The sequence below is a fragment of the Roseibium polysiphoniae genome (assembly GCF_014842925.1).
Classification (GTDB): Bacteria; Pseudomonadota; Alphaproteobacteria; order Rhizobiales; family Stappiaceae; genus Roseibium; species Roseibium polysiphoniae.
The window spans coordinates 288,470-301,683 of record NZ_JACYXJ010000007.1 but is presented as its reverse complement, the minus strand read 5'-3'; the positions used below and the strand labels follow the sequence as shown (position 1 = coordinate 301,683).

The following is a 13,214-nucleotide window of genomic DNA, read 5'->3' as shown; positions in this document are numbered from 1 at the left end:
GCGATGTCCGCCAAGGACCTGCGCCCGATTCCCCATCCTGACTTGAGCATCGAACTCGCCAGCGAGGCGGCAACGATCGGCCTGGCGGAAGATCTCGCCGCCGTATTGCAGCCCGGTGATCTGATCTGCCTCTCCGGTGATTTGGGAGCCGGTAAGTCGACCTTGGCGCGGGCACTTCTGCGAGCACTGGCCGACGACCCTGATCTGGAGGTCCCAAGCCCGACGTTCACGCTCGTTCAGACTTATGAGCTTGCAAGGTTCGCGGTCTCGCATTTCGACCTCTATCGCCTGGAAGACCCTGAAGAACTGGACGAACTGGGTCTCGACGAGCTCCTGGAAACGGGCGCTGCGCTCGTCGAGTGGCCTGAACTCGGTGGTGAGCTTCTGCCATCAAGCCGCGTCTGGTTGCGGCTCGATGGCGAAGAGGAAGAAGGCCGAAAGGCCGTGTTCTGTTTTGAGGATACGGACTTTGGTGCGCGGCTGGAACGCTCACGCGAGATCCGCAAATTCCTGAATGACGCAGGTTGGTCCGGTTGCGAGCGCCGTCATTTGAAGGGCGATGCGTCCGCGCGCAGCTATGAGCGGGTCGGGAAGGACGGACGCACTGCCATTTTGATGAATTCGCCGGCGCTTTACTCCGAACAGGAGCTTGGCGCTGAGCTGAGCTACAGCCAGATCGTTCATCTGGCGCAGGATGTGAAGCCTTTCGTCGCCATTGGCTCCGAACTCCACCGGCGCGGCTATGGCGCTCCTGAAATCTACGCTTCGGAGACGGGTCAGGGATTGTTGCTGATTGAGGACCTCGGTGATGAGGGCGTCCTTGCCGATGGCAGGCCGCACCCCGGTCGCTACGAAGCGGCAACGGAGCTTCTTGCCAGGATGCATGGTGAGAGCTGGCCACGCGAGATCCCGCTTGGTGACGGATCGACCTACCAGGTCCCTGATTTCTCGCGCGCCGCGATGTTGGCCGAGGCAGACCTTTTTCTGGACTGGTATGTGCCCGAGATGACCGGAACTGCGGCCCCGGAGGAGTTGAGACGGGAGTTTCATCGGCTCTGGTCGGCGGCACTGGACGACATTGCCGACGCCCAGAAAGGCTGGGTGCTGCGCGACTATCATTCGCCGAACCTTCTCTGGCGCGCGGAACGCCAGGGCCTCGACCGCCTTGCTCTGATTGATTTCCAGGACGCGGTGATCGGCCCGGTTGCCTATGACGTTGCGTCGTTACTGCTGGATGCGCGTGTCGAGGTTCCGGAGGATCTGGAAGCTGCTCTGTTCGAGACCTATGTAGAGGCGAGGAGACAGCAGAACCTGGAGTTTGACGAGGTCGCCTTCAAGGCGGCATATGCGGTGATGGCCGCCCAGAGGGTGACGAAGATTCTCGGGATTTTCGTGCGCTTGGCGCGGCGGGATCACAAGCCGGTGTATCTTGCACATTTGCCACGCATGAATGCCTATCTTGATCGAGCGCTCGATCACCCGGTTCTGTCTGATCTCAAGCTTTGGTATGACAGAAACAGGCCTTGAATTCTCGGGGCGACAAGATTCGGAACAGGTAATGACCGCGACGACCTTCCGTCCTGAAAAGGCAATGATTCTGGCTGCGGGAATCGGCAAGCGCATGCGTCCGATCACGGCGACAACGCCCAAGCCGTTGATCGAGGTGAACGGCCAGGCGCTGATGGACCATGGCATGGACAAGCTCGTACAAGCCGGCGTGAAGACCTGCGTGGTGAATGTTCATTATTTGGCGGACCTCGTGGAGGTTCATGCACGCCGGCGGAGCGATCTCGACATCCTGATTTCAGATGAGAGGGATGAACTTCTGGAGACCGGCGGCGGCATCAAGAAGGCGCTCCCGCTGCTGGGCGACGCGCCGTTTTTCCAGCTGAACGCCGACACATCCTACTGGATTGAAGGTGTGAAGCCCAATCTTGAGCACATGATTGACGCCTGGGACGACACCCGGATGGATGCGCTCCTGCTCATCGCCGAGACGGTCAAGGCCGTCGGCTACGGTGGACGAGGCGATTTCGAGCTCGGCAAGGATGGGTCACTCCAGCGGAGACAGGAGAGAGGCGTCACGCCTTTCGCCTATGCGGGGGCTGCCATTCTGCATCCACGACTGTTTGAGGGCGCGCCGGAAGGTGCATTCTCCATGAACCGGCTGTTCGACAAGGCGATCGAGGACGGCCGTCTCTTCGGGGTTCAGATGGAAGGCATCTGGCTCCACATCGGGACGCCGGACGCGATCGGTGCGGCGGAATACGCCGTTCGCGAAAGCGCAGCCTGATCGATGGAGGCGGCAGGGCGTCCCGGCAACATCTATACGGTTCCACCTTCGGTGCCGTTTCTCAAAACGCTGGCGCGCCACCTCGTAGATGGAACCCTGTGCCCAGGGTTTCGCCCGCTCGATGATCCGCTGCTGCTGTCCACTGCAACTCTCTATCTTCCGACACGGCGCGCCGCCCGTCTCCTACCGGACATCTTTCAGGAGCTCTTTGGCGGTCGTCCGGTCCTGCTGCCGACCATCCGCCCGGTTGGTGATGTCGACGAAGACGACCAGCTGCTACGCTCCCAGATCGATGCGGAGCCCTTGCCGCCGGCCATGCCGCTTCTGGAGCGGCACCTAGCCATGACCCGGCTGGTCATGGCCTGGAAAGCAGCTCTGCGCCATGAGGTCCTTCATCTTCGTCTCGATGAGCCGCTAGGGGTCCCTGCGTCTGCTGCGGATGCCGCCTGGCTCGCAGGTGATCTGCTGACCCTTATGGATGAGATCGAGACGGAGGAAGCAGACTGGACCGAGCTTGAAGGCCTTGTGCCCGCCGATCATGCGCGCTATTGGCAGATAACGCTGGATTTCCTCAAGATCGTTCAGCAGGCTTGGCCGGCTCATCTGGCAGAGCAGGGCAAGATCGATCCCAAGGAACGGCGATCTCTTCTGATCCACCGCGAGGCAGAACGCCTCGCAGCACAGCCGCCCAAGGGACCTGTGATCGTGGCGGGCACCACCGGCTCTGTTCCAGCCACGGCAGCTCTTTTGAAGGTGGTGGCGAACCTTGAACGGGGTATCATCGTTCTTCCCGGACTGGATCTGGGGATGGATGAACGCTCCTGGGTCGCGCTCGGTGGGCGGGATGCCAAACCTGTCAAACCGGCTGCAGGACCCTGGAACGCGGCGCAGACGGTTCCCGGGCATCCGCAATACGGCCTGAAGCGCCTGCTTGAGGACCTGAAGATTGTGCGCGGCGACGTTCGGAAGCTCGAAGCCGCTTCCTCGGATGCGCTGGCAGACCGCGAACGTATTGTTTCAGAAGCCCTGCGACCCGCAGATACATCCGACGGCTGGATGGGCTTTCTGGAGACATTTGAACAACCCCGGCGGGCCGCAGCGCTAGAAGACGTCGGCCTGATTACGGCTGCGAATGAAGCCGAGGAGGCCCTTGCTGTCGCGGTTGCCTTGCGCGAAGCACTGGAGCGCGGGGAAACAGCAGCGTTGGTGTCTCCGGACCGACTGCTGGCACGGCGTGTCGCCAACGAGCTGGCGCGCTGGCACATCGAGGCCGATGACAGCGCTGGCCGGCCGCTGGATCAGACCCCGCCCGCGATCCTGGCGAGCCTCGCGGCAAGTCTTGCGCTTGATGGCTGTGATCCGATTGATCTTCTGTCACTGCTGAAACACCCGCTGGCGCGCCTTGGTCTGAAGGTGAAAGACATTCGCGCGACGGCCCGCGCGCTCGAGCGTGGGGTCCTCAGGGGCCCTAGGGCGCGTCACGGCACGGGCGGACTTCGCGAGGCCGTGCTGGCAAGCCGTGAAGCAGCGGAAACCGGCCGGACACCACCACGGTGGAAGAAGGTCCATGAGGCCGACTGGGATGCCATTCTCGATCTGGTCGATCGCCTGTCGCACGCTCTTGAGCCGCTTGAGACGCTGTCAGAGAGCACCGAGGAGGTGCCTGTCGCCGAGCTGGTCAAGGCACATGCTGATGTGCTGCACCGGATCGGCGTTGACGAGAGCGGTTCCGATGCGGAGCTTTATTCTGGTGAGACCGGCGACGCGCTGGCGCTCTTTCTCACGGGGCTGCTGGAGGCGGATGCCAGCGGTTTTGCCGTGACGCCTGGTGAATGGCCTTCGGTGTTTGCCGCCTTGATGTCAGGTTCGTCCGTGCGGCGAAAGCTGCCGGGTGATCCGCGTATCCAGATCCTGGGCCCCATGGAAGCACGGCTGCAGTCGCCGGATCTGATCATTCTCGGCGGACTGAACGAGGGTGTCTGGCCTCAGCGAACCCGCAACGATCCCTGGCTCAACCGACCGATGAAGGCGGATCTGGGACTGGATCCGCCGGAACGCCGGATCGGCGCTGCCGCGCATGATTTTGCGCAGGGCCTTGGCGCCGGTCGTGTGCTTCTGTCGCGAACAGCGCGCGCCGATGGCGCACCGACGGTGGCTTCCAGATGGCTGCAACGGCTCTTGACGTTGGCCGGTCGGGATATCGCTGACGAGATGGGCAAAAGAGGCGATCACTATCGAAGCTTGGCCGGTATGCTGGATCGCACCGAGGGAGCTGTGCGCTCTGTCGTCCGTCCCGAGCCAAAGCCACCGGTTCCGGCGCGTCCTAGGTCTTTGTCGATCACGGAAATCGAGCGCCTGGTGCGTGATCCCTATTCGATCTTTGCGCGTCACGTTCTCGACTTGCAGCCGGTTGACCCCATCGGCGGCGTTCCAGGCGCGGCGGACAAGGGCAATATCATTCATGACGCACTGGCTGAGTTCCTGGAAGGCTGGACCGGGCCCTATCACGATGCAGCCGTGGCGCAGCTGATTGAGGTTGGCGAGAAACACTTTGCGTCACTGGACGCCTTTCCGGCGGTCCGCGCCCTGTGGTGGCCACGGTTCAAGCGCATCGCCCGAGGCTTTGTTGCGTTCGAGGCAGCGCGTGCCGAGAAGGTCGAGAAGCGTTTTCTGGAAATCTCTGGTGGCGTCGAGCTTGTCTTGCCCGGTCTCGAGTTCCGGCTAAAAGGGCGGGCCGACCGCATCGATCAGATGACAGACGGCACCATTGCGGTCATTGACTACAAGACCGGTCAGGTGCCCTCGCTGAAACAGGTTGAAGCGCTTCTGGCGCCGCAGATGCCGCTGGAAGCTGCAATGATCAAGCGCCTGGGCTTCCAGGACGTCCCGGCAACTCTGCCGGTCTCCGACCTTCTCTATGTTCAGCTCAAGGGCGGAAGCGAGCCCGTAATCCCGCAGCCGCGCAATCCGAAGGACACGGAGCTGGGAGACCTTGCTGAGGACGCCTGGCAGCGCCTGGAACAGCTCATCGCCCACTATGGCGACGAAGATAACGGATATCTCTCCCGGGCGCGCGTGATGATGGAGGGCCGTACGGACGGACCCTATGATCACCTTGCGCGCGTGCAGGAATGGTCTGTCGGCGGGGAGGGAGAGGAATGAGCTTTCAGATCCCGGAAGTCACCCGTCAGAGACAGGACCGCGCGTCGAGGCCGACCGCTTCCGCCTGGGTCAGCGCCAACGCGGGGTCCGGCAAGACCTTTGTCCTGTCCCGCCGGGTGGTGCGCCTGCTGCTCGATGGCACGGATCCCTCTCGCCTGCTTTGTCTGACCTTCACCAAGGCTGCAGCGGCTGAAATGGCGACCCGTGTCTACAAGATCCTCGGCGACTGGGTGACCATGAGCGATGAAAAGCTCGCCGCAGAGATTGAGAGCATCGAGGGACGCATGCCCGACAGGGCCCGCCTGGCACTGGCCAGACGGCTCTTCGCGCGCGCGCTGGAAACCCCGGGTGGTCTGAAGATCCAGACCATTCACGGTTTCTGCGAGGCGCTGCTGCATCAGTTTCCACTGGAGGCAAATGTCGCAGGTCACTTCACCGTTCTGGACGACCGGATCGCGGGCGAATTGATGTCTGAGGCGCGGGCGTCCGTGCTGCAGAAGGCGGAGAACGATCCAGACAGCGACTTCGGGCAGGCGCTCGCGATGTTGATTTCGCTCATGCCGGATGCCACGGCCGAAAAAGCACTCGATGAGCTCATCCGCAACCGTGACGCTTTTCGCCGTTGGATCGATGACGAAGGCAGCCTGGACGCAGCGCTGGCAAACCTGGCTGCCGATCTGGGAGTGCCGGCTGGCGAAAGCCTGTCGGACCTCGACGAAAGGTTTCGTACCGACTGCCTGATCGATGAAAACGCGGCCAAGTCCTATGCCGAAGCTCTTTCCAGCGGCACGAAAACCGACGTGGGCCGTGCAAATGATCTGGTCGCTGCCTGGTCGATGCGAGATGCGGTCGCCTTCAAGGACGCCTGGCTCCCGGTCTTCCTGACCGCAAAGCTGGAAGCGCGTAAATCTCTCGCGACCAAGAAGATCGCGGAAGCGTTCCCGAATGTGGTCGAGCAGCTGGAGGCTGAACAGACACGTCTGCTGGCGCTTCTGGACCGGCGCGCGTCCTTTGTGACCTTTGAAGGCACGCGCGCGTTGCTGCGCCTCGCTTACGCGGTCATCGAGCGCTATGAGAAAGCAAAGGCACGCAAAGGCTTTCTGGATTTCGAAGATCTCGTTGTGCGAACTGCCAATCTTCTGTCCAGATCTGATGCCGCGCAGTGGGTTCAGTACAAGCTGGACCAGGGCCTGGATCATATCCTCGTCGATGAGGCCCAGGATACAAGCCCGCGCCAATGGCAGGTGGTGCGCTCGCTGGCGGAGGAGTTTTTCTCCGGTGAGGGCGCACGTGGTCAGGTCCGGACCATTTTTGCCGTGGGCGATGAAAAGCAGTCGATCTATTCATTTCAGGGCGCGGTGCCTGCCTATTTCGATGAGATGCGCAGAACCTTCGAGAGGCGCTCTGCCGAAGCTGAACGCGAATTTCATTCGGTCGATCTTCAGCTGTCGTTTCGCTCAACGCCGGATGTCCTTGGCGCGGTTGATACGGTCTTTGCCACGGCCGATGCCCACAAGGGGCTTTCGCGGGAACTCAAAGCTCCTGTTCATGAAGCCATTCGCCGCGACCCCGGCATCGTCGACCTTTGGCCGCTTGAACAGGAAGCTGAGGTTGAAGAGCCTGAAGACTGGCGCATACCTCTCGACCGGGTCGGTTCCGGTAGACCAATGCTGCGGGTCGCGCGTCGCATTGCCGAAACCATCGCGGCGTGGATGCGTGACGGAGCGGCGGGGCCTGGCGATGTGCTCGTCCTCGTGCGCAAACGTGGCCCCTTCGTCGAAGCCTTGAACCGGGAAATGAAATCCCTTGGCGTTCCGGCTGCCGGCAGTGACCGTCTCATCCTGACCGATCATATCGCGGTCAAGGATCTCGCAGCGCTTGGACGGTTCATGTTGCTGCCCGAGGATGATCTCTCCCTGGCCTGCGTATTGAAAAGCCCGCTGATCGATCTGGACGACGATGACCTGATCAGGCTTGTCGACCGTGAGAGGTTGGAGCGCCCGCGCGACGGCACGCTTTGGCAGTCTCTGGTGAAGAAGTCGGACACGAACCCGAAATGGAAACAGGCTCGGGAGCAACTCGAGCTTTGGCGATCCCGCGCGGACTTCATGCCACCTTATGAGTTCTACGCCAGACTGCTGGCAGGCGATGGCGGGCGCCAGCGGTTCCGAAGCCGGTTGGGTGTCGAGGTTGACGACGTTCTCGACGAGTTCCTCGCCCTGACGATGACCTACGAACAAGCCGGAACACCTGGCCTTGAAGGGTTTCTGGCCTGGATGGCGGCGGCCCCCACCGAGATCAAGCGGGAACTGACCAACGCCAAGGGCATGGTCCGCATCATGACCGTCCATGGATCCAAGGGGCTCGAGGCGAAGATCGTCATTCTGGTTGATCCAGGCGGGGCTCCGGTCAGCGCCATTCACGATCCGTCTTTCCTTCCGCGTGCACGGCAAAGCAATCCCCTGCTGCCGCCAGCTTTGGTCTGGCTGCCGACCAAGAACGACCGCACGCCCTGGCATGGTGAGGCGATCGATAGTCTCAGGGAAGGGCAGGAGGAAGAATATCGTCGGCTGCTCTATGTGGCTTTGACCCGCGCCGAGGACCGGTTGATCGTCTGTGGCTGGGAACCCAAGCGCGGCGCCCATGAAGCTTGCTGGTACAATCTGGTATCTGCGGCGCTCAAGCCCGGAGCGCGGGAACTGACGGACGAAACGGGGGGCGTTGTTGCCTGGCGTTGGCAGAAATCAAATGCGGCGGAAGCAAGCGCTCACGCGCCAACCGCCGGCCCTGGCCAGACTGAAGCTCAGGCAGCCTCGGCTCCCGTGATGCCGGACTGGCTGAACCAACGCGCTGCGGCCTATGTGCGCAAGCGACGCATGCAGCCTTCCAAAGCCTTCGAGGAAATGGAGGCCAAAGACGGCGTGGTACAGGTTTCCGGGTCTTCCCGGCTGGAGGCGCGACGGCAGCCGGCAGCCTGGCCGCTGGAACGCGGGCGCCTGGTGCACAGGCTTCTCGAAGTCCTGCCTGATCTGCCAGCCGCTGAACGCGAGGGGGCTGCCGAGCGTTTCGTCGCTCAATCCCTTGTGGCTGAATTTCAGCACTACAAGGATGCGCTCCTCAAAGACGTTCACGCGATCCTTAACGGCGCCGAGTTTGCCCCCTTGTTTGGCGTCAACGCGCGCGCGGAGGTGTCTGTTGTCGGCTCTCTGACGGCTGTCGACGGCAAGGCAGTTGCGGTGTCAGGACAGATCGACAGGCTTGTGGTGGAGCCGGACAGGGTTCTGATCGTCGACTACAAGACCAATCTCGTGCCTCCCGAATCCTCTGCTGCCGTCCCCCTGGAGTACCTGGTCCAGCTCAGCGTATATCGCGGTTTGTTGCTGAGCATCTATCCGGGCAGGAAGATCGAGGCTGCGCTGCTCTGGACCGCGACACCGTCCATGATGTTGATTCCGGAAGCGCTTCTCGACGATACGTTAAAGGGGCTCGCGAGCGAGGTGGGCAGCGCTTGACGGACGGGGGTTCGCTACCTACGTTCGGTCCAACGCGTCACGGTGCTTTTGTGGATTCTGTCTGCACCGGACTGAATTATGAAAGAGAAATATCATGGCTACCAACACGATCACCGATGCCACCTTTGAAAACGACGTGCTGAACTCTTCCGAGCCGGTCGTTGTGGACTTTTGGGCGGAATGGTGCGGCCCTTGTAAGATGATTGCGCCGGCGCTTGAGGAAATCTCCGAAGAGATGGCAGGTCAGGTGAAAATCACCAAGATCAACATCGATGAGAACCAGGACGCAGCCATGAAGTATGGCGTTCGCTCCATCCCGATGCTGATCCTCTTCAAGGACGGTGAGCCGATGGCAACCCAAGTGGGCGCCGCTCCAAAGGGCAAGCTTGCCGACTGGATCAAGAGCGCACTCTGATCTTCGACGAAATACAGGTCGGTTCTGTCTGAAAACGTCAGAACTGGCCTGCAAAAACTTGACGGTTCGGAGCGGGTGTGCTGAGAGCATGTCCGCCCGAATTTTATGTGAAACCAGCATTCCAACGGACCAAAAATGAGCGACGAGAACAAGACCCCTGCCGATCAGGAGCCTGAGCTTGCAACGGACGCTGGCAAACCCGCAGCTGAAGCAGACACCGCTGCCGCCGACGAGATGGCAGTTGATCCGGTTGAAGCCTTGATGGCTGAAAACGCAGAGCTCAAGGACCGGGCGCTGCGGACCATGGCTGAAATGGAAAACCTGCGCCGCCGCACCGAGAAGGAAATCAAGGATGCGCGTCAGTATGCTGTAACCGGCTTTGCACGCGACCTTCTCTCCGTTTCCGACAACCTGCGCCGCGCGCTGGACTCGCTTCCTGAGGAAGCGCGCCAGTCCGCAGACGCCGGTCTTGCCGCCCTGATCGAGGGCGTCGAGATGACCGAACGCGATCTTCTGAACCAGCTTGATAAAAATGGCGTCAAGAAGCTTGAGCCGGAAGGTCAGAAGTTTGACCCGAACTTTCACCAGGCGATGTTCGAGGTTCCGAATACGGAAGTCCCGAACAACACGGTGGTCCAGGTCGTTCAGGCCGGGTATCAGATTGGTGATCGGGTCTTGCGTCCCGCCATGGTCGGTGTTTCCAAGGGCGGGCCGAAAGAAGCCCCGGCCGCTGATGCGGCTGCGGAAGCCGGTCAGACGGTCGACAAGAGCGCCTGACACCATAAATTCATAATGAGTGCCGGAAGCCGCTCCTCGCACGTCGAGGGGCGGCTTTTTCTTCAAGGGGGTGACCATGCTGTTGCAGCTTCTCGATTATCTGGGCGTGGGCGTTTTCGCCGTTGCCGGCAGCATCGTCGCATCGAGAAAGGGCCTCGACTTTATCGCGTTCCTGTTTTTCGCCACGCTCACCGGTATCGGCGGAGGGACGCTGAGAGACCTCTTGCTCGGCGTGCCTGTGTTCTGGATCAAGTCGGACGGCTATCTCATGGTCTGCCTGGCTGTCAGCATCCTGATGTGGTTTTTTGCCCATATCGTCGAAGGTTTCAGAAAGCCCCTGCGCTGGGCGGATGCCATCGGCATGGCCGCCTACTCGGTCATGGGGGCCGCAAAGGCGCTCAGCATCGGTGATACGGCTTTTGTGGCCGTGGCGATGGGCGTGGCAACGGCGACCTTTGGCGGCGTCCTGCGCGACGTCGTTGCCGGCGAACCCTCGGCCATCGTCAAACAGGAGGTCTACGTCAGTGCGGCCTTCGCCGGCGCAGGCAGCTACGTCGTATTGAATTACGTTGGCCTGGGAAATTGGTATGCGGCAGGCATCGCTGCGCTTCTCGCACTTTGCCTGAGAGGCGGTGCGATCGAATTTGGCTGGTCACTGCCCAGCTATCCGAAGTCCAAGAAGGGGTCGTGACACCCCCTGCAACGCGATCAGGCGGCGTTGCGGCCGCTCGGTCCAGGCAGTCCAGGCTTCGTTTCGACCTGTTCCTTGAACTCGCGCAACTCATCCGCTTCGCGGTGCCACTTGTTGGCTTCCCGTCGCTTCACGCGGGCTTCCTTGCGCCATCTTCCCTGCTTGGCCCAGGCTCCGATGCCGCCAAGGACAATCCCGAGCCCGAGGCTTGCGAAAACCACCCAAAACAACGGAATGTCAGGAATCGTGAATCTCGGATCCTGCGGATCGAATGGATTGAGCGAGAGTGAGACTGGATGCCGGTTGGCAACCGACAGGGGAACCAGAATGATCGCAACTGCGATGAGGATCGCATATTTGATGAAACGGGTCACATGTGTCTCCCAAGGACTGGCCTGAAGCTCTTCGCACGGTCTGACATGAATGCCAGCCGCGCTGTTCCGACAACGACAGGAAAATTTCGAAGTCTTCCGAACCTTGTTTAGACCCTAGTCGTCCCCGTGGTCTACTCCGTCATTCAGTCGCACACGCATTTCCTTGCCGGTCTTGAAGAAGGGAACAAATTTCTCCTCGACTTCAACCTTCTGGCCGGTCCGTGGATTGCGACCGACACGAGCAGGACGGTTCTTGACCGAAAAAGCGCCAAAGCCTCTCAGCTCAACGCGATCGCCGCGCATAAGTGCTTCCGTTATTTCATCCAGTATTGCGTTGACGATATTCTCGACATCGCGCTGGTATAGATGCGGATTTTGCTCGGCAATATGTTGAACCAATTCCGACTTAATCATTGGCCGCCCCCTCGAACTGCTGAATTTTCTTTCGCCGCACCGGGAGCCTGCCAAACGGATACGAGACCGTCAAGCGTAATAGCCGGAGAAATCAGCCATTTAGCGAGGTCCAGCTCATCAATTAGTCCATTCGCGATGCCGTTGCCGAGCCCTTGGGTCATTTTGACGGACAGCGGAAGTCCGTCGTCGTCGGCCTGAACCGACCAATTCAGGATAGGCAAATCCTCGGCCACCGACTTTTCGGTCTCGAGCCAGGAAATCGCCGATTTCTCCCCGCCAATGGCGTCAATCAGGCCATTTTCCTGGGCTGCATGTCCCGAATAAATGCTGCCGTTCGCAAGCGCACGGGCCTTTGCAGGAGAGAGGTCGCGCCGTTCGGCAACAAGGCCGACGAACCAGTCATAGCTGTCCATGACGAGGGCGTTGAGCACTTCCTTCGCTTCCGGCGATGTTTCGGAATAAAAATCTGGTTCGGCCTTGAGCGGTGAGCTTTTGACTGCATCCATCTCGACGCCAACCATATCCATCAATTTGGCGATATTGCCGTATTGGAAGAGAACACCGATGGAGCCGGTGATCGAATTGTACCGGGCAACGATATGGTCTGAGGCTAGGGCGATCATGTATCCGGCCGACGCGCCGACCGTTCTGATCTCCGCAACGACGGGTTTCTTGTCGGCGAGCTCACGCAGAGCCTCATAGAGCGCCTCGCCGCCGGTCGTGCTGCCGCCAGGAGAATTGATCGAGACAATCACGCCCTTGACCGCGTTGGACTCGCCGATTTTTTCGATCAGCTTGAGTTGCTTGCGGTCTTCCAGGATGACTCCGTCGATGGCGAGCCGGGCAATATGGGAACTGCGTTTGGACATTGAGCCCAGGTCCGTCGCCGCGATGATTGCACCGATCAGCCCAACCGTGACAATAAGAAAGGTCGCGACCCGCCAGAATGTCAGTTTCCGACGCATCTTGCGTCTGTCCACCAGGACGTCTGCATCAAGGCTCATATTGTCCGCTACTCCCGGAAACGTTTAGACCGCTCGCCCATAGATAGGGTGGAACAGCCGCGAAATGCAATTCCTCATCCGGGCGAGCGGCATGGTTGCACCAAAAAACATGCGCCGCCTTTCGAGCACACGACCCTATGCTGCGGCTCGTTGTCTTGAGCGGAACACCACGATCAGGAAAATGACCGCCGAGGCCAATGAGACGATGGACCCCAGCTTGGCGAGCGTCTCGCCTTTTTCCTAAATCGCGAAGGCAATCCCGGGAGTGATCAGCCACAGACCGACGGTCGCAACACCAAAATGAATTTTCGCCAGAATGCCGTCCGCAGCCGCCGGGACCGCGTGATAATAGAGGCCGAAGAGCCCCATGGTCACCCAGCCAATCAGGTTCAGGTGAGCATGAACAGGGGCCAGTGTGTAATCATGTGTGGCCGAGAGGTGAATCCCAAAGGCCATGCCGGCGATCACATAGATCACGCCCGTAAAATAAAACCAGAATGCTATACCGCGCATTTCACTCACCCCCAACGTTATTGGTATTCCACCTGATAACGTTAGGGAGTCTCAGCCAT

Annotated in this window: 11 protein-coding genes; 7 read left to right on the top strand and 4 right to left on the bottom strand. The window is 60.4% G+C overall.

Annotation, left to right across the window (positions count from 1 at the left end):
• The first annotated feature begins 3 nt into the window (after positions 1-3).
• The 7 genes from tsaE to IG617_RS19635 all read left to right on the top strand — a co-directional run bounded on the left by tsaE (position 4) and on the right by IG617_RS19635 (position 10,850).
• Entirely contained in the window at positions 4-1,527 is a 1,524-nt protein-coding gene (gene tsaE / locus IG617_RS19665; RefSeq protein ID WP_192110933.1) for a tRNA (adenosine(37)-N6)-threonylcarbamoyltransferase complex ATPase subunit type 1 TsaE, read from the top strand.
• A gap of 31 nt (positions 1,528-1,558) precedes the next feature.
• Positions 1,559-2,293 carry a nucleotidyltransferase family protein gene (locus IG617_RS19660; RefSeq protein ID WP_192110932.1) on the top strand — a complete coding sequence of 245 codons (735 nt, stop codon included), beginning with the start codon at positions 1,559-1,561 and terminating at the stop codon, positions 2,291-2,293.
• Between the two features lie 3 nt (positions 2,294-2,296).
• The gene (gene addB / locus IG617_RS19655) at positions 2,297-5,455 is read left to right on the top strand and encodes a double-strand break repair protein AddB (RefSeq protein ID WP_192110931.1); all 3,159 of its coding nucleotides are present in this window, start codon (positions 2,297-2,299) and stop codon (positions 5,453-5,455) included.
• Complete coding sequence (gene addA / locus IG617_RS19650; RefSeq protein ID WP_192110930.1) at positions 5,452-8,967, top strand: double-strand break repair helicase AddA; 3,516 nt, start codon at positions 5,452-5,454, stop codon at positions 8,965-8,967. Before addB ends, addA begins: the two co-directional genes overlap by 4 nt.
• 94 nt (positions 8,968-9,061) lie before the next feature.
• Positions 9,062-9,382, top strand: coding sequence for a thioredoxin (gene trxA / locus IG617_RS19645; protein ID WP_192110929.1), 321 nt, complete (start codon positions 9,062-9,064; stop codon positions 9,380-9,382).
• Positions 9,383-9,517: 135 nt separating this feature from the next.
• Positions 9,518-10,159, top strand: a complete 642-nt coding sequence (gene grpE, locus IG617_RS19640) for a nucleotide exchange factor GrpE (protein WP_192110928.1) — start codon at positions 9,518-9,520, stop codon at positions 10,157-10,159.
• A 76-nt stretch (positions 10,160-10,235) separates the two neighbouring features.
• Positions 10,236-10,850 (top strand): trimeric intracellular cation channel family protein, encoded by a 615-nt coding sequence (locus IG617_RS19635; RefSeq protein WP_192110927.1) that lies wholly within the window; start codon positions 10,236-10,238, stop codon positions 10,848-10,850.
• A gap of 17 nt (positions 10,851-10,867) precedes the next feature.
• Here the strand turns inward: IG617_RS19635 and IG617_RS19630 are convergent, their stop codons facing one another.
• The 4 genes from IG617_RS19630 to IG617_RS19615 form a co-directional block, all read right to left on the bottom strand.
• Positions 10,868-11,224: a lipopolysaccharide assembly protein LapA domain-containing protein gene (locus IG617_RS19630; protein WP_153770438.1), complete on the bottom strand. Its 357-nt coding sequence runs from the start codon at positions 11,222-11,224 to the stop codon at positions 10,868-10,870.
• A 114-nt stretch (positions 11,225-11,338) separates the two neighbouring features.
• Positions 11,339-11,638 (bottom strand): integration host factor subunit beta, encoded by a 300-nt coding sequence (locus IG617_RS19625; RefSeq protein ID WP_153770439.1) that lies wholly within the window; start codon positions 11,636-11,638, stop codon positions 11,339-11,341.
• A complete protein-coding gene (gene sppA, locus IG617_RS19620) occupies positions 11,635-12,642 on the bottom strand; it encodes a signal peptide peptidase SppA (RefSeq protein WP_192110926.1) in 1,008 nt (335 codons plus the stop codon). Before sppA ends, IG617_RS19625 begins: the two co-directional genes overlap by 4 nt.
• A gap of 240 nt (positions 12,643-12,882) precedes the next feature.
• The gene (locus tag IG617_RS19615; protein WP_209008624.1) at positions 12,883-13,155 is read right to left on the bottom strand and encodes a hypothetical protein; all 273 of its coding nucleotides are present in this window, start codon (positions 13,153-13,155) and stop codon (positions 12,883-12,885) included.
• Between the last annotated feature and the right edge of the window lie 59 nt (positions 13,156-13,214).